Annotated in this window: 16 protein-coding genes; 9 read left to right on the top strand and 7 right to left on the bottom strand. The window is 53.6% G+C overall.

From position 1 onward, the window contains the following. The 3 genes from HMPREF3142_RS29765 to HMPREF3142_RS04485 form a co-directional block, all read right to left on the bottom strand. Nucleotides 1–343, bottom strand: a 343-nt coding sequence (locus HMPREF3142_RS29765; RefSeq protein ID WP_228706463.1) for a 4Fe-4S dicluster domain-containing protein, incomplete at its 3' end; no start/stop codon positions are given. A gap of 10 nt (nt 344–353) precedes the next feature. Further along, on the bottom strand, nt 354–2,789 hold the full coding sequence (gene ynfE / locus HMPREF3142_RS04490; RefSeq protein ID WP_070611680.1) for a selenate/tellurate reductase subunit YnfE: 2,436 nt from the start codon (nt 2,787–2,789) through the stop codon (nt 354–356). A gap of 150 nt (nt 2,790–2,939) precedes the next feature. After that, nucleotides 2,940–3,209 (bottom strand): DUF1161 domain-containing protein, encoded by a 270-nt coding sequence (locus tag HMPREF3142_RS04485; protein ID WP_023297556.1) that lies wholly within the window; start codon nt 3,207–3,209, stop codon nt 2,940–2,942. 101 nt (nt 3,210–3,310) lie between these two features. On the opposite strand from HMPREF3142_RS04485, the gene HMPREF3142_RS04480 reads away from it, so the two are divergent. After that, the gene (locus HMPREF3142_RS04480; RefSeq protein ID WP_008805013.1) at nt 3,311–4,021 is read left to right on the top strand and encodes a YnfC family lipoprotein; all 711 of its coding nucleotides are present in this window, start codon (nt 3,311–3,313) and stop codon (nt 4,019–4,021) included. On the opposite strand, the gene speG is transcribed toward HMPREF3142_RS04480, so the two are convergent. Together speG and HMPREF3142_RS04470 are read right to left on the bottom strand one after the other, a co-directional pair. After that, nucleotides 4,015–4,575 (bottom strand): spermidine N1-acetyltransferase, encoded by a 561-nt coding sequence (speG, locus tag HMPREF3142_RS04475; RefSeq protein ID WP_008805012.1) that lies wholly within the window; start codon nt 4,573–4,575, stop codon nt 4,015–4,017. The two genes, HMPREF3142_RS04480 and speG, sit on opposite strands and share 7 nt — an antisense overlap. A 78-nt stretch (nt 4,576–4,653) precedes the next feature. Further along, nucleotides 4,654–4,995, bottom strand: a complete 342-nt coding sequence (locus HMPREF3142_RS04470; protein ID WP_004206035.1) for a DUF1283 family protein — start codon at nt 4,993–4,995, stop codon at nt 4,654–4,656. 108 nt (nt 4,996–5,103) lie between these two features. Here HMPREF3142_RS04470 and HMPREF3142_RS04465 point away from each other — a divergent pair, with 108 nt between their 5' ends. From HMPREF3142_RS04465 to HMPREF3142_RS04450, 4 genes are all read left to right on the top strand, one after another. Further along, on the top strand, nt 5,104–5,466 hold the full coding sequence (locus tag HMPREF3142_RS04465; RefSeq protein WP_162493261.1) for a YnfA family protein: 363 nt from the start codon (nt 5,104–5,106) through the stop codon (nt 5,464–5,466). A gap of 114 nt (nt 5,467–5,580) precedes the next feature. Further along, nucleotides 5,581–6,864 carry an MFS transporter gene (locus tag HMPREF3142_RS04460; RefSeq protein ID WP_016160966.1) on the top strand — a complete coding sequence of 428 codons (1,284 nt, stop codon included), beginning with the start codon at nt 5,581–5,583 and terminating at the stop codon, nt 6,862–6,864. 286 nt (nt 6,865–7,150) lie between these two features. Further along, nucleotides 7,151–8,614: a mannitol dehydrogenase family protein gene (locus HMPREF3142_RS04455; protein ID WP_070611678.1), complete on the top strand. Its 1,464-nt coding sequence runs from the start codon at nt 7,151–7,153 to the stop codon at nt 8,612–8,614. A 266-nt stretch (nt 8,615–8,880) separates the two neighbouring features. Further along, nucleotides 8,881–9,312, top strand: a complete 432-nt coding sequence (locus HMPREF3142_RS04450; protein WP_008805007.1) for a universal stress protein — start codon at nt 8,881–8,883, stop codon at nt 9,310–9,312. 51 nt (nt 9,313–9,363) lie between these two features. Here the strand turns inward: HMPREF3142_RS04450 and HMPREF3142_RS04445 are convergent, their stop codons facing one another. Both HMPREF3142_RS04445 and ydfG read right to left on the bottom strand, forming a co-directional pair. After that, on the bottom strand, nt 9,364–10,050 hold the full coding sequence (locus HMPREF3142_RS04445) for a GntR family transcriptional regulator (protein ID WP_008805006.1): 687 nt from the start codon (nt 10,048–10,050) through the stop codon (nt 9,364–9,366). 91 nt (nt 10,051–10,141) lie between these two features. Then, nucleotides 10,142–10,891 (bottom strand): bifunctional NADP-dependent 3-hydroxy acid dehydrogenase/3-hydroxypropionate dehydrogenase YdfG, encoded by a 750-nt coding sequence (gene ydfG / locus HMPREF3142_RS04440; RefSeq protein WP_008805005.1) that lies wholly within the window; start codon nt 10,889–10,891, stop codon nt 10,142–10,144. Nucleotides 10,892–11,021: 130 nt separating this feature from the next. Between ydfG and dcp the strand changes: the two genes are divergently transcribed. The 4 genes from dcp to HMPREF3142_RS04420 all read left to right on the top strand — a co-directional run bounded on the left by dcp (nt 11,022) and on the right by HMPREF3142_RS04420 (nt 16,919). Further along, nucleotides 11,022–13,067, top strand: coding sequence for a peptidyl-dipeptidase Dcp (gene dcp / locus HMPREF3142_RS04435; RefSeq protein ID WP_070611676.1), 2,046 nt, complete (start codon nt 11,022–11,024; stop codon nt 13,065–13,067). Nucleotides 13,068–13,550: 483 nt separating this feature from the next. Beyond that, entirely contained in the window at nt 13,551–14,447 is an 897-nt protein-coding gene (locus tag HMPREF3142_RS04430) for an SLATT domain-containing protein (RefSeq protein WP_070611674.1), read from the top strand. Nucleotides 14,448–14,464: 17 nt separating this feature from the next. Further along, nucleotides 14,465–15,976 (top strand): alkaline phosphatase D family protein, encoded by a 1,512-nt coding sequence (locus HMPREF3142_RS04425; RefSeq protein ID WP_064165725.1) that lies wholly within the window; start codon nt 14,465–14,467, stop codon nt 15,974–15,976. 19 nt (nt 15,977–15,995) lie between these two features. After that, nucleotides 15,996–16,919 carry an alpha/beta hydrolase gene (locus HMPREF3142_RS04420; protein WP_012968299.1) on the top strand — a complete coding sequence of 308 codons (924 nt, stop codon included), beginning with the start codon at nt 15,996–15,998 and terminating at the stop codon, nt 16,917–16,919. Nucleotides 16,920–17,200 lie beyond the last annotated feature (281 nt).

Genomic DNA, 17,200 nt, shown 5'->3' with positions numbered 1-17,200 from the left:
GCGGGGCGCCGTACGGGCAGGCCATATGGCAGTAGCGGCAGCCAATGCACACCGCTTCGTTGACCACCACAAAACCATCGTCGCGCTTGTGCATCGCCCCACTTGGGCAGACCTTGGTGCAGGCCGGATCTTCGCAGTGGTTACAGGCGATGGAGAGGTAGTAGGCGAACACATTCTGCTGCCAGACGCCGTTGTCCTCCTGCCAGTCGCCGCCGGCATACTCATAGATGCGGCGGAAGCTGACCTCCGGGGTGAGATTCTTGTAGTCCTTACAGGCCAGTTCGCAGGTTTTACACCCGGTACAGCGAGCGGAATCGATAAAGAATCCATATTGCGTGCTCATGGTTTACTCCTTAAACCTTTTCGATGTCGACCAGGTTGGTATGCTGTGGATTCCCCTTCGCCAGCGGCGACGGGCGGTGGGTGGTCAGCGTATTCATGCAGGCGCCATGGTCGATCCGGTCTCCGGCCATATTCGCGTCGTGCCAGGCGCCCTGGCCCATCGCCGACACGCCCGGCATGATGCGTGGCGTCACTTTCGCCGGAAGACGGACTTCGCCGCGCTGATTAAAGACGCGCACCATATCGCCGTTTTTAATCCCGCGTTTTTCCGCGTCAAGCGGATTGAGCCACACTTCCTGGCGACAGGCCGCTTGTAATACATCGACGTTGCCGTAGCTGGAGTGGGTGCGCGCTTTATAGTGGAAACCAAACAGCTGCAGCGGATACTGGCTGCGCAGCGGATCGTCCCAGCCTTCAAATGTGGAGGCGTAGACCGGTAGCGGGCTGATAACTTCGTCTTTCTCCAGCTGCCAGTGGGCGGTAATCTCGGCGAGCCGGCTGGAGTAGATTTCAATTTTGCCGGACGGGGTTTTGAGCGGATGCGATTCAGGATCGCGTCGGAAGTCGCGATAGGCGACGAAGTGGCCGTTCGGATCTTTACGCTTGTAGATGCCCATCTGTTTCAGGTCGTCGTAGCCAGGTAGCGCCGGGTCTTTCGCCACCATTTTGGCATACAGATGCTGCAGCCACTGCGCCTGCGTGCGCCCCTCGGTAAAACGGTGATGCACGTCGTCGCCGAGCCGTTTCGCCACTTCACTTAAGATCCAGTAAATCGGTTTGCGTTCGAACTTCGCCGAGGTAGCAGGCTGGATAAAAATGAGATAGCCCATATTGCCGGCGTAGTCGTTGGGAATAATATCTTCCTGCTCAACGGTCATCAGATCGGGCAGCAGCAGGTCGGCGTATTTCGCCGACGAGGTCATAAAGTTGTCGATAACCACAATGGTCTCGCACTTGCTTTCGTCCTGCAGGATCTCGTGGGTCTTATTGATGTCGGAGTGCTGGTTGATGATGGTGTTGCCCGCGTAGTTCCACAGGAACTTGATCGGCACATCCAGCTTCTCTTTGCCGCGCACGCCGTCGCGGGTGGCGGTCATCTCCGGGCCTCGAGCGATGGCGTCGGTCCAGGTGAAGCAGGAGATGGCGGTCTTCACCGGATTTTCCAGCACCGGCAGACGTTCGATAGTGATGGTGTAGGTTGATTCGCGGGCGCCGCTGTTGCCGCCGTTGATGCCGACGTTGCCGGTTAAGATCGGCAGCATGGCGATCGCGCGGGCGGAGAGTTCGCCGTTGGCCTGGCGCTGCGGTCCCCAGCCCTGGCAAATATAAGCCGGTTTACTCATGCCGATTTCGCGCGCCAGCTTAATGATGCGATCGGCGGGGATGCCGGTAATACGCGAGGCCCACTGCGGCGTTTTGGCGACGCCGTCGTCACCCTCGCCAAGAATATACGCTTTGTAGTGGCCGTTTGCCGGTGCCCCGACCGGCAGCGTTTTCTCATCGTAGCCAACGCAGTATTTGTCGAGGAATGGCTGGTCGACGAGATCCTCGTTTATCAGCACCCAGGCAATACCGGCGACCAGCGCGGCGTCTGTGCCGGGACGAATAGGGATCCACTCATCTTCCCGACCGGCGGCGGTATCGGTGTAGCGCGGGTCGATAACGATCATCCGCGCGTTAGAGCGCTCGCGAGCCTGCTCCAGATACCAGGTAATGCCGCCGCCGCTCATCCGGGTTTCCGCTGGGTTATTGCCGAACATCACCACCAGCTTGCTGTTTTCAATATCCGAAGTACTGTTGCCGTCGTTGCTGCCGTAGGTATAGGGCATCGCGCAGGCAATCTGTGCGGTGCTGTAGGTACCGTACTGGTTAAGCGAGCCGCCGTAGCAGTTCATCAGCCGCGCTACCGGCGACGCTGAAGGCGACGAACGGGTGATGTTGCCGCCGACGATCCCCGAAGAGTAGTTAATGTACACGGCTTCATTGCCATACTGGGCAACGGTGCTTTTCAGACGGTCAGCGAGGATATCCAGCGCCTCCTGCCAGCTGATGCGTTCAAATTTGCCTTCCCCGCGCTTGCCGATGCGCTTCATGGGATAGTTAAGGCGATCCGGATGATTGATGCGCCGACGAATAGAGCGCCCGCGCAGGCAGGCGCGGACCTGGTGGTCGCCGTAGCGGTCGTCGCCGGTATTATCCGTTTCGACGTAAACCACTTCATCATCCCGCACGTGCAGCCGCAGGGCGCAGCGGCTACCGCAGTTGACCGAACAGGCGCCCCAGACAATGCGGGTGTTGTCGCCGGTAGCCTGTTGTACTGCTGCCGCGGCGCTGCGCAGTGTAAAGGGCAGGGTAAGCCCGCCGGCGGCCAGCGCCAGAGAGCTGAGGGCTGTGGATTTGAGTAGCGCGCGTCGGGAGACGCCGCCGGGGGATTCCTGATTCGACATTGCTCACTCCATGATAGTTATGCTGTGCGGAGAAGGGCCGCCACGTCATTAACAGACGCAGGGGTGAGCGATAATACGTTATGGGTAGCCAGCAGATCTTATCCCTGGTCAATGCAGGGATAAGATCTTTCATTTGAAACCGAAGTGGGCTTACTGAGCGTCGTTTTCGGCGGGACTGTCGCTGTTACGCGTATAGGTGATTTTGAAGGTGTCATTGGCGCAATGACCGACCACCTGAACCCCGGGCTGGTCTGCCTGATCGTTTGGCACAATGGCCAGGCTGAAGGCGGTTTCCGGTACGCCATTGTTGATGATCTTCTGCTGGATGTCGCTTTTGACCCGTTCACAAGAGTCGGGGGCCGCCAGCACGGCCGTGGAGCACAGCAGTAGCGCAGCGCCTGTCCAGAGGGATAGTTTCATCTTACACTCCTTATCGATGTTATCCAGAATTAAGCATAGCAGAACTGGTGTAAACAATTGTATTTGCTAATATGATCTGGTGTACACAAAAGGAATCGCCTGTGAAAAGATTGTATTGGCTGATCCCGGCAGCGCTGCTGCTGACGGCGTGCGACCGCCAAAGCGCCCCGGAAGCCTTCACCCCGGAGATGGCGAGTTTTTCCAATGAGTTTGAGTTCGATCCGCTGCGCGGGCCGGTGAAAGATTTTAGCCAGACGCTATTGGATGAACACGATGTGGTGGTCAAGAAGGTGAGCGCTCAGCTGTCAAAAGAGGGATGTTTCGATCTGCTGACCCTGGAAGATGTGGAGAACAATACCGGCGCCACGCTGCTGCTGGATGCCAACTATTACGTCGATGGGCGCACCCACGAGAAGCGACTGCGCCTGCAGGGCAAGTGTCAGCTGGCAGAGATGCCCGCCACGGGGGTGAGCTGGGAGACGGATGATAACGGTTTTATTATTCGCGCCCGCGGCAAAGAGACCACCGCCACCTACCGCTATGACAGCGATGGCTATCCGCTGGGAAAAACCACCACCGCCAAAGAAGAGCAATTTACCGTCGCCTCCACGCCGTCGAAAGATCCGCGCAAGAAAATGGACTATACCGCCATCAGCACCTTCAACGAACGCACGCTGGGCACGGTACGCCAGACCTGCGACTACGATCGCCACGACAATCCGCTGAGCTGTGAGCTGCAGGTTATTGATGAAAGCGTGCAGCCGCCGCTGACACGCCATTACACCATCAAGAACCGCATTGATTATTACTGAGCTGTCGGCTTCAGCAGGGCCGGTCCTGGGGTTTTGTGTTCGGCCAGATACTGGTGCTGGAACAGACACATGCGAATGGTGTTGCGGTACTCGCCGTTAATGAAAAACTCATGGATGAGTTCACCCTCGACGATAAAGCCAAGCTTGCGGTAAATATGGATCGCTTTTTCATTCTCTTTATCGACAATCAAATACAGCTTATACAGATTAAGAACCGTAAAACCGTAGTCCATGGCCAGCCGCGCCGCGCGAGTGGCAAGGCCTTTTCCCTGGAAGTCCGGTGAGATAATGATCTGGAACTCGGCCCGCCGATGAACATGGTTGATTTCAACCAGCTCTACCAGCCCGGCTTTATCGCCATTGCATTCGATGACAAAGCGTCGCTCGCTTTGATCGTGGATATGTTTGTCGTACAGATCGGAGAGTTCAACGAAGGCCTCGTACGGCTCTTCAAACCAGTAGCGCATGACGCTGGCGTTGTTATCGAGCTGGTGGACAAAGCGCAAATCTTCCCGTTCGAGGGGGCGGAGTTTGACGTGTAGCGCGTCGGTCATGGGTAATCCTGTGGTTAAAGCTGAACAGCGCGTTATGAAAGGCGGCGCCCGCAGGCGCCAGCGTTGACAGGAAGCGGATCAGGGATTGATTGCCCGGCCGGTGCGGCGGTCAAGGCAGCGCAGGGTGTTCGGCTCCCAGTAGGCATTGACGTTGGCGCTCTTCTGGCAGTTATCCTGCGCGTCGAAGGCGACATCGGTTTTGTCCCACTCTTTTTCCGCCCGTTTATTGACCTTCTGGCGCAGGCTGCGGGTGTCGTTCCATTGCTCTTTTTCCATCGACGCCTGCTGACGGCTTTGCGCGCTGTCGCCAGATTCAATCACCAGCCGGTCGGTGGCGGCGAAGGAGCTGGAGGTATAGACCACGGCGCTCAACGCCAGAATGGCGGTCAGGCACCAGCGTTTGTTCAGTGTCATGTTCATCACGATTTCCTTTAAGTGATGGGTTAACCCTCAGGCTAAGTTTACTACAGCTCTTTTGCCGGGCATAGCCGACAAAACAGCGTGGGGCAGAAGCCATTATCGCGTAGAATGGTTCAACGCTTTGTCTCATTTACGAATCTTTTAATGCTCAAAACAACGCTCCTGTTCTTTGCCACCGCCCTGTGCGAAATCATCGGCTGCTATCTGCCGTGGCTATGGTTAAAGCGCGGGGCCACGCCGCTGCTGTTGATCCCCACCGGCCTGGCGCTGGCGCTGTTCGTCTGGCTCCTGACGCTCCATCCTGCCGCCAGCGGGCGGGTCTATGCCGCCTACGGTGGGGTGTACGTCTGTACCGCCTTGCTCTGGCTGCGGGTCGTGGATGGCGTCAAGCTCAGCCATTACGACTGGGCCGGGGCGATCATCGCCCTGTGCGGCATGCTGATCATCGTGGCGGGCTGGGGGCGGGCCTGAGCTCGCCTTGTGTGATCGCTGCCACTTTTTTAAACCTTAATTCTTGTATGGTAGTCGACCTGTTGCCTTACTTATCAGACATTCTCTTTTGTTATGACTCTGTAAGGAACAACGATGGCTATCGAGACACTTGCCGCCCGGACGGGGGCGACGCCGCTGCGTATCCGTCGGGTGCAGAAGATCACCCTGACGCTGCTGTTTATCGCCGGTATCGTCAACTTTCTTGACCGCTCTTCGCTGAGCGTCGCCGGGGAGGCGATACGCGCCGACCTGGGACTCAGCGCCACCGAGTTTGGGGTGCTGCTCTCCGCCTTTTCGCTCTCCTACGGCTTCGCACAATTGCCGTCGGGAATATTGCTGGATCGCGTTGGACCGCGCATTGTGCTCGGCGCCGGACTGATTTTCTGGTCCGCAATGCAGGCCCTGACCGGGATGGTCAATTCGTTCTCGCATTTTATTCTGCTGCGCATTGGCCTCGGGATTGGTGAAGCGCCATTTATGCCCGCCGGTGTGAAATCAATCAATGACTGGTATGCGCAAAGAGAGCGCGGTACGGCGGTGGGGATATTTAACTCCTCGACGGTGCTGGGGCAGGCCATTGCGCCACCGGCTCTGGTTATTATGCAACTGGCCTGGGGCTGGCGAACGATGTTTGTGGTGATTGGCTTAGCCGGTATCCTGGTCGGTCTGTGCTGGTATGTGGGCTACCGAAATCGCCGGCACTTCACCCTGCAGGAAGAGGAGCAGCAGTATCTGGCCAGCGAGGAGGTGGCCCGCCCGGCGCTGAAATTTAGCGAATGGCTGGCTCTGTTTAAACGGCGCACCACCTGGGGGATGATTCTGGGCTTTTCCGGTGTGAACTATACCGGCTGGCTCTATATCGCCTGGTTGCCCGGCTATTTGCAGGCACAGCAGGGGTTAAGCCTGGCCCGTACCGGCTGGGTGGCGGCGATCCCGTTCCTTGCGGCGGCGGTGGGGATGTGGGTCAATGGCCTGGTGGTCGATGCCCTGGCGCGCAGAGGTTACGATCTGGCGAAAACCCGGAAAACGGCGATCGTGATCGGTCTGGTGCTGTCGGCCCTGGGCACCCTGCTGGTGGTGCAATCCTCCACGCCGACCCAGGCGGTGGCTTTTATCTCCATGGCGCTGTTTTGCGTCCATTTTGCCGGGACGTCGGCCTGGGGGCTGGTGCAGGTATTGGTGGCAGAGCATAAAGTGGCTTCGGTGGCAGCGATCCAGAACTTTGGCAGCTTTGTGTTTGCCTCCTTTGCGCCGATCGTCACCGGGTGGGTGGTGGATACCACCCATTCTTTTAATCTGGCGCTGGTGATCGCCGCCGGCGTGACCTTCACCGGGGCGTTGTGCTACTTCTTTATCGTTAAAACCCGTATCGACTAACCGCCAGACCGGACTCCCGGTTAAGCGACAGGCCCGCAGGGACGCGTGGCTGGTGTGTCATTCGTCGACTTCTTTTATTTCCTCGCGGCGCCTGTTTCCCATTCTATCAGCGATGATTTTGTGACGGTTCACTCCCGGCAGCGAACCGGCCATATCTTCTTGTATGGTAGTTGACAGAAATCAAAGATGTTATACCAATTGCGTGCGATGGTTGGGACACAAAGGCATTCTCCTCGAGAGTTCTCCCCGAGAATGGTTGATGAGACACATAACAACGAGAGTCATCATGGAAAACACCCTTTTAACCGCCAACGCCATGCTGCCAAGCTACGATCGCAGCGCGCTGATCCCCCGTATCGTGCACCTTGGTTTTGGCGCATTCCACCGCGCCCATCAGGCGGTATATGCCGATATTCTTGCCAGTGAACATGGCAGCGACTGGGGCTATACCGAAGTCAATCTCATCGGCGGCGAGCAGCAGATCGCCGACCTCCGCCAGCAGGATCGGCTGTACACTGTGGCCGAAATGTCCGCCGACGCCTGGACCGCACGCGTGGTTGGGGTGGTGAAGCAGGCGCTGCACGCCCAGGTTGATGGCCTCGACGCGGTGCTGGCGGCGATGTGTGAGCCACAGGTAGCCATTGTCTCCCTGACCATTACCGAGAAAGGTTATTGTCATTCGCCGGCCAGCGGCGAGCTGCAGCTCGATCACCCGCTGATCGTCGCCGATCTGCACAACCCACACCAGCCAAAATCGGCGCCGGGCGTGGTGGTGGAGGCTCTGGCTCGCCGTCGGGCGGCAGGCTTGCCGGCTTTTACCGTGATGTCCTGCGACAACATGCCGGAAAACGGTCACGTCATGCGCAATGTCGTCTGCGCCTACGCCCGGGCGCTGGACGCGGAGCTGGCGGCCTGGATTGAACAGAACGTCACCTTCCCATCGACCATGGTGGACCGCATTGTCCCGGCCGTTACCGCGGAAACCCTCGATAAAATTGAACAACTGACCGGCGTGCGCGACCCGGCCGGGGTGGCCTGCGAACCTTTCCGGCAGTGGGTGATTGAGGATAACTTTGTTGCCGGACGTCCGCAGTGGGAAAAAGCGGGAGCGGAACTGGTCGCCGATGTGGTGCCTTTTGAAGAGATGAAGCTGAGGATGCTCAACGGTAGCCACTCGTTCCTGGCGTACCTGGGCTATCTGGCCGGTTATCAGCACATCAACGACTGTATGCAGGATGATAACTACCGCCGCGCGGCGCTGGCGCTGATGCTGGACGAACAGGCGCCGACGCTGAAAGTGCAGGGGGTGGATCTTCCGCGCTATGCCAGTCTGCTAATTGACCGCTACTGCAATCCAGCGCTGAAGCACCGTACCTGGCAGATAGCCATGGACGGCAGCCAGAAGTTGCCGCAGCGCATGCTGGACTCCGTACGCTGGCATCTGGCGCACCAGCAAGATTTCACGCTGCTGGCGCTCGGTGTGGCGGGCTGGATGCGCTATGTCGGCGGCGTTGACGATGCCGGCCAGGCGATTGAGATTTGCGATCCGCTGTTGCCGGTTATCCAACAGGCGGTGGCGGCCAGCGCCGAGGGTGAAGCGCGGGTGAAAGCGCTGCTGGGTATTGAGGCGATCTTCGGCCTGGCGTTGCCGCAGGAGCCCCGTTTCGTCTCGGCGGTGACCCGCGCCTATCTGGCGCTGCAGCGGCAGGGGGCCAAAGCCACTGTCGCCGCGTGGGCTGCCGAGCAATAATCCGCTTCCGGTGTCGGCCTCGTCGTCGGCACCGGCTATTTTGTTATCTCTGCCACCTTCCGCTGATATTTCTTTTTTTTGCTGTCGATCGGTTTTGGCGCGCTGAAAAGATGATCGAACGCAATGTCTATACATAACTCTATATTTCCCTGATTTACTAAAGATAATTAGCTGTTATTTTTCCGAATAATGGCTGGTAATTTACTGCCATAATGGCATAGTTAAGTCATTGAAAAAGAACTTTCTCTGGAAAAGGAGTACGGGCCATGTATAAAAAAATTTTATTGCCTGTTGATGTCTTTGAAATGGATTTAAGCGATAAAGCTGTGCGTCACGCGGAATTCCTCGCCACTGCAGAAAACGGTGAAATCACATTGCTCAACGTTCTGCCGAACAGCAGTCGTTCACTATTACGCGGCTTTACGGCGGATATTCGTAAATTTGAAGCCTATATGAAAGAAGAGTCGGAGAAAAAGATGCGCGAGGTGGCGCGACTGTTCGACATCCCGATGTCGCGGATCCATACCCGGGTGGTCTTTGGTAACGTGCGCGACGAAATTCTGGCTATCAGTAATAACGAAGAGTTCGATGTGATAGTGGTTGGCTCCCGCAAACCGGGCATCTCCACCCATCTGCTGGGCTCCAACGCCGAGTCGATTCTGCGCTACGCCAAAACGCCGGTGCTGGTCGTCCGTTAATCCCCTCAATGACGACGGCTGCGTCAGCCACCCTGGGCAGCCGTCTGACCATTAATCTTCGCTAAACCAGTCGCGGTTCTCCTGGCGGATCAGTAACACGGACTCGCTGATTTCATGCAGATGGACATTCATTGCCTGCTCTACTGCCTCCGCGTCGCGTTTTTCCAGCGCGGTGAAAATCTCATGGTGCTGACGCAGGAGCATCTCCGGCGAGGTGATATGGTCCAGGCTCATATAGCGCACGCGGTCGATGGCGGCTTTAATATTTTCCACCGTATCCCATGCCAGCTGACAATCGGCAATGATCGACAGCTTCTGGTGAAACTCATCATCAAGCAGGAAAAAGTCGTTTGATTGTTGTCTGTCGACGGCAATACGCTGCTGATGGAGATTCTGCTCCAGCTGATAAACCTGCTCATCGTTAATCATGCCGGCGGCGCGGCGGACCACCGCGCACTCAATCGCCTGGCGGACAAAGCAACCATTGCGCACCTGCGACAAGGAAATTTTATTGACGTAGCTGCCGCGCTGGGGACGTATCTGGATAAGCCCATTTTCCGCCAGCTTGATGAAGGCCTCGCGCACCGGCTGACGCGACACATCGAAACGCACGGAGACTTCTTTCTCAGACAGCGGTGTGCCAGGCGGGATCAGGCAATGAACGATATCCCGGCGGAGGATGCGATAAATTTGCTGATTAACGGGTTGCGTCGGATTCAGTTGCGATTCTGCGGCCATTGATGGTTACTTTTTAAGGGATTATGCGCACTATTTTACGCGTTTTTTGCGGTTCCGCCCATACCCGGCCCGCAGGCCGGGTGGCTGACGGTTAGCCCTGGCGGTGAACGCTGAGTCCGGCAAAACTCTGGCTCACCGGCATCATCTCCAGGGTGTTGATGTTGACGTGCTTCGGCAGGGTGGCCACCCACCAGACCGCCTCGGTCACATCTTCCGGCGTCAGGGCTTCGGTGTTCTCATAAGTTTTCCCGGCCTTGGCGTCATCACCTTTAAAGCGGACGTTGGAGAACTCGGTGCCTCCCACCAAACCCGGCTCGATGTCGGTGACGCGCACCGCGGTGCCGTGCAGGTCGGTACGAAGATTCAGGCTGAACTGACGGACGAAGGCTTTGGTCGCCCCATAGACGTTGCCCCCGGCATAAGGCCAGCTACCTGCCGTGGAGCCGATGTTAATGATATGCCCGCGATTGCGCTCCACCATACCCGGCAGGACCGCGCGGGTCATGTACACCAGCCCTTTATTATTGGTGTCGATCATATCTTCCCAGTCTTCCACGCTGGCGCGGTGCGCCGGCTCCAGACCCAGCGCCAGACCGGCGTTATTCACCAGGACGTCAATCGCCTGCCACTCGGCGGGCAGATCGGCAATCAGCGTCTCAATGGCGGCGCGGTTACGGACGTCAAGCTGGGCGATATAAAGGTTGTCACCGAGGTCGTCTTTCAGCGTCTTCAGGCGCTCTTCACGACGTCCGGTGGCAATCACTTTATGGCCGTTAGCGACGAAACGGCGAGTAATACTTTCACCAAAACCGGCAGTGGCACCGGTAACCATGATAATCATCTTACTGTTCCTCAACGCTTTTTGTGTTTTCATACCATAGCACGCACAGACGGCGACCGGTAACGGAAATCATTGCGACCCCTTAAGGAGAAGCCTAATCTTACAGGATTAGCCTGTGCAGGAGAGAAAGATGTCTGAACAAAATCCCTTTTTTAGCGTCAGTTTGCTGCCTTACCAGGCACCCCCGTTTGATCTCATCCAGGACTACCACTATCGCCCGGCGTTTGATGAGGGTGTCCGGCAGCAGCGCGCGGAGATCCGCGCGATAATCGACAACCCGGAGCCGGCGAATTTTGCCAACACTCTTGAGGCCCTTGAACAGAGCGGACAGCTGCTGGCGCGAGTGACGCGGGTCTTTTTCGCCATGGCTGGCGCCCACACCAACCCGTTCATTCAGTCTCTGGATGAAGAATTTTCCGCTGAGCTCGCCGAGCTGGGGAATGACATCTGGCTTAACGAGGCCTTATTTCAGCGAGTGAACAGCGTCTATGAGCAGCGTGACGCGCTGGCGTTAGACAGCGAATCTCATCGTCTCCTGACCCTCACCTGGCAACGTTTTGTCCATGCCGGGGCGACGCTGGCGCCGGCGCAGAAGGCGGTGCTACGCACGCTGAACACCGAAGCGGCGACCCTGCAAAGTCAGTTCCAGCAGCGGTTGCTGGGGGCGGCCAAAAGCGGTGGCCTGGTGGTTGATTACCGACATCAACTGGATGGCCTGGCGGATGAGGAGATAGCGGCGGCCGCCGACGCGGCGCGGGAAAAAGGGCTCAGTGACCGCTGGCTGCTGACGCTGACCAATACCACCCAGCAGCCGCCGCTGCTCTCTTTGCGCGACCGACAGACGCGGGAGAATCTCTTTGCCGCCGGCTGGACGCGCAATCAGCAGGGCGATGAGCATGATACACGTCGCCTGGTGCTGCGACTGGCGGCGATCCGCGCGCAGCAGGCGGAGCTGCTGGGCGCGGCCGATTACGCCAGCTGGGCGCTGACCGATCAAATGGCGGCCTCTCCGGCGGAGGCATTAACTTTTATGCGCCGGATCGCGCCGGCAGCGCGGGCGCGGGCGGAACGAGAGCTGGCTGACATCCAGCAGGTGATAGACAACGAAGGCGGGACGTTTCGCGCCGCAGCATGGGACTGGCTCTATTACAGCGAACAGGTGCGGCGAGCTGCCTTTGCCATTGATGATGCGCAACTTAAACCCTATTTTGCTCTCGAGCGCGTGCTGCAGGATGGCGTCTTCTGGACGGCCACGCAGCTCTTTGGCCTCCGCTTTGTCGAGCGCTTCGATATCCCCGTCTATCACCCGGATGTTCGGGTCTGGGAGATCTTCGATCACAACGGCGAAGGGATGGCGCTGTTTTACGGTGACTACTACGCACGCGACTCAAAAAGCGGCGGCGCCTGGATGGATGTGTTTGTCGAACAGTCTACCCTGCGGGAGCAGCGACCGGTTATCTACAATGTCTGCAACTACGCCCGGCCGAAGGCAGGGCAGAGCGCGCTGTTGTCGTGGGATGAGGTGATCACTCTGTTCCATGAGTTTGGCCATACCCTGCATGGGCTGTTCGCCAGCCAGCGTTACGCCAGTCTCTCCGGAACCAATACCCCGCGCGATTTTGTTGAATTTCCTTCGCAGATCTTCGAACACTGGGCCAGCCAGCCGCAGGTGTTTGCCCACTACGCGAAGCACTACCAGTCCGGGGAGCCGATGCCGGAGGCGCTACGCGACAATATGTTGCGTGCGGCAACCTTCAATAAAGGTTACGACATGAGCGAGCTGTTGGCTGCTGCGTTACTCGATATGCGCTGGCATAGCCTGTCGACCTCGGCGATACCGGAGGACGTGGATGGGTTTGAGCAGAAGATATTGCAGGAAGAACACCTGGATCTGGCGGCCGTTCCGCCGCGCTATCGCAGCAGCTATTTCTCCCATATCTTTGGCGGCGGCTATGCGGCAGGCTATTACGCCTATCTGTGGACCCAGATGCTGGCCGACGACGGCTATCAGTGGTTTGTGGAGCAGGGCGGTTTGACCCGTGAGAACGGTCATCGCTTCCGGGAAGCGATTCTGTCGCGCGGCAATAGCACTGATTTAGCTGAACTTTATCGCCAGTGGCGCGGGCACGATCCACAGATTGAGCCGATGCTGGAAAACCGTGGGCTAAGTGCGTAGGGTCATTTCGGGCTGACACGATAACCGGGCGCGATGCCCGGTTTTTTTTCGACTTTTCATTCAGGGTACCTGGCTACTCGCTGTAACGACCGGCAACGCTATGGCGGCGATTTAAGGGGGGAGGACTGAAAAGTGTCTACCCAGAATCTCCCGACCACAATTATCAGGTCTTTTTAATGCTGCCTGAAGTAATTATTCATCATTTTCAACCACGTCCAGCAATAAACGTAGAATTAAAATTTTAATTTCCAGAGAACTTGATATTCTCCGGGAGAGAATTAACACTCTTTATTGTAACTGGGAGTGATTATTTAAAGCTGTCGCAGTGTGCACTTAACTATGAGGTGCTTCGGGGCAATTGCTGCCTATTATTTTGCGTTGACAGAACGTCCTGCTTATTATTTTTTACACCGTCTCATTCTACAGGTTCACATTTTTGTAGGTTGTGCTGTGATCCTTTTCTTTTCTGTAAGGAAAAAGAATATGTCATATGCTGCCTGTGTTAAAAATATCTATCCGCTGGCAAATATCAACGCACTGACACCAGCACAAAAGGTTGAAGAATTATATCGTTATGCAAATGGATACAAAGAAGGACTTTGCCTATGGTATTGGCGAGGTATTACCAGGAAAAGAAGAGCGGCATTTTCATTGCTAATTATAGTGTTCATTCTGGTGATATTAGCCACATTTATACAAACGGTAGTGGTTAATTATTATCAGGGAGATGCAGAAAAACAGTTCTTTTTTAGCCAGCTAGCCTTTGGTTTATTCGCACTATCCATAGTTTTCCTTTTAATTGACAAGGTGTTCGGTTGGACGAGTGGTTGGGTTAGATATATTAAGACAGTGCACGACATTGAAATGAGCCATAGCGATTTCACATCAAAATGGATATCTAACAATTGTTTGAATGAACATGATTTTAACACATATTACAAAAATGCTCTTCAACTGGTAAAGGAATTTATTCAATCAGTAGATGATTTTCAGAAGCGTGAAACGGATGAATGGTCAATGCAGTTTGGTGATAGTTTGAACCAGCTAGGAGCAATGCTTAAAGCAAACCAGAAAGAGAGCAGTAAAAGTACACCAGTACAAAATGGAAATAACCAGCAAGAAAAATTGGATGGGATGCTATTGTCAGGTGCTGTTAATATTTGCGTTACTAATTCATCATCAACAAAACTAATTAAAGTTTCTATAAAAAAAGGAATAAACACCATCAATGAGAAGGATTTTATTGCAGGTTGCTGGGGCGTAATTGATATTTCACCGGGTATTTATTTGCTTGAGGTTTTTGATGGTTTAAATTTGCTTGTTTCACAAGCGATAAAAATAACTTCGGGGGAAGTGTTAAGGGTCGATTTTTCTATCTAACCACGAGTGGGGGAATTATGAATATCATTCTCGGTCCAGTATTGAGTCTCAGAAAAGTGAATGTTAATTATTTTCATGTTTCTGCACTTATTGTTGTGCCCAAAGATTACAACGAAATTGATTGCTCACTGAGTCATGGTGTGGTTGAGCAGGTTGTGAAAATAGCTAGTGTGCCATTTTGCAATCCTATTTGGGATGTAATAAGGCTGGATTTTAATATCCCATTATTAGATGTGCCGCAAACAATTAACTATACAATCGAAAATAATAAATGGCAGTTTGGGCTACCCGCGGTAGGGCAAAGCCCGGCTATTGCTTATGTATCATGTAATGGCTTTTCAGATGCTAAAAAGATGAAAGATGTTGGTTATATCACAGATCGTTGGAATGATCTTTACACCACACATCAATCAAGACCCTATCATATTCTTATTATGGGTGGCGATCAGGTATATACTGATGGGTTATGGCAGCAAGTTAAGTCAATTTTTGAGTGGAATGTCAGCTTTGCTCTTGATCGCTGGCATAAGCCCTTCACGAAAATGATGAAAGAAGAACTAGATTTATTTTTATGTAATATTTATTTTAACGCCTGGAGTTCATCCGAAATAACAAATGCCATGTCGGCAATCCCAAGCATTATGATGTGGGACGACCATGATATTTTTGATGGTTGGGGGTCCTATCCAACAAAATTACATAATAGTTACATTTATCAGGGGATATTTGCCTTGGCAGAGCAATATTTCCGCGTGTTCCAACTACAGTTAGCTGCGACGAGTGATGAGAAACACCCATCAGCGATACCTGGATGTACAAACTACAATCTTGGTTTTTCTTCCATTGGAAAAATATCTATTCTGGTGGCAGATTTGCGCAAAGAGCGACAGCCGGAACCGATGCAAATTATGTCGGAGTACAACTGGACATTATTTTATCAGTATCTTAATGCTCTTCCCGAAAATGGTCATGTGTTGCTGCAATCCAGTATTCCTGTGGCCTATCTTAATCTGAACAATCTTGCCAAATTACTCAAAGTTCTACCTGGACGAAATGAACTGGAAGATGATTTACGTGATCACTGGCGGGATGAAGCTCACCGGGGGGAAAGGATTCGCCTGGTGCACAATTTACTTGATTTTTCCCGGGTTCACAAAAGTCGTGTCACCATCCTTTCTGGAGACGTGCATGTTGCTGCAAGTGCCGTCATTGAATCCTCACGCTATCCTAATTCAGGTTTTGCTACGAGAGTAAACCAACTGATCTCTACCGGTGTTGTTCATCCTGCCCCGCCGGCTATCGCTCGTTATATGCTGGAATGTAATGCTGATAAAGTCGACATTATCGACTCAGGTATAACGGCAACTATGTTACCCATCGCATCAGATGGTGGTTACTTAATCGGTGAAAGAAACTGGCTGGCTATTGAACCAGACGATAAGAACCGTTTATGGGCAAACTGGCATGTTGAATTTGCCAAACAATTAACAACCAGGGTCATACATCCTTATGGGGATGAGATAAACTAACTGGTTTCTGGAGGTGTGTATGTTATTTATAACCAATCGTTCTCCGCAAGGATCATTTGTTACAACCCCAGGACGCGATTTTATATTTGATCTGTTAGATAATACGCCTTCAGCCTCGGTATATTATTGCCAGCGGGATAGATTAAACAACAAGGACATCGAGTTGGGAAGCGATAATTTTCTGCAGGCAATAGAGACATCACAAGTTAAATCAATTTTGTTCTATCTGCATGGATTCAGGAACTTGCCCGAGGACGTCTTCACGGCCGCTCAGTTAGTGCAAAATCTCTGTGATACCCTTGCCCCCTTTAAAATCATGGTTATCCCTTTAATCTGGCCCTGTTGTGGCGAGAAAGGAATCATCCAACGTTATTATGATGATCGTGATGCAGCAAACGATAGCGGAAGTTCATTTTCACGTGTTATTCAAAGGATTGTTGACTGGGGAAGAGGGCGTAAAACAGCCTGTAAAAGTATAAATCTGCTGGCGCATTCGATGGGGAATCGGGTGCTATGCGCGACGCTGAATAACTGGTATCAGTCTTCAGTAGAACGGAGGCGTTTATTTGATTTTAGTTTCATGGTTGCACCCGATCTGGAAAGTAACGCACTGGAAACTAATGAACCAGCCGAAGTAATTTGCGAGGTCACTCGTGATGTAATTCTCTATCATGCGAGAGATGATCTTGCTCTTAAAGCAAGCAAAATAGTCAATTTTAACGCATTACCACGATTAGGGAGTTTAGGGCCTGCCTATATGACACGTATTCCTAATAATGTGACGGTAATTAATTGCGGGAGTGTCAATCAACCTGCTGATAGCCTCATTGGTCATAGTTATTTTGAGTCATTAGCGGATGATGCGACCAAGCCCAGTCTTGTGATTCAGCATATTATTAATTGCATGATAAAAGGTGAGATCATTCAGAACCCTTTTTCTTGACAGAAGAAACATATGCTTTCAGCCCAGGCGGGTTGCCTGGGCAGTATCATGATGTCTGGATGACGCAAAAGTGAAACAAAGTGATATTTTCAGCATAGATAGTAATAGCGTCCTCCAATTTTTTATAAGGTAAATATAATCCATTAGTAAATAATTTCAGGCTTCAGCCAGTCTTCATCGTACCTTTTTAAGGTGCTTATTTTTGTTTTTCAGTTCTTTCATACGTCTCATCATCGCTGTATCCATCCCACTAAATATTGCCCGCCATTTATAAAAACAGG

The organism is Klebsiella sp. HMSC16C06 (assembly GCF_001808325.1).
Taxonomy (GTDB): Bacteria; Pseudomonadota; Gammaproteobacteria; order Enterobacterales; family Enterobacteriaceae; genus Klebsiella; species Klebsiella variicola.
The sequence above is the reverse complement of the archived record's forward strand: the minus strand, read 5'-3'. Positions and strand labels throughout refer to the sequence as shown.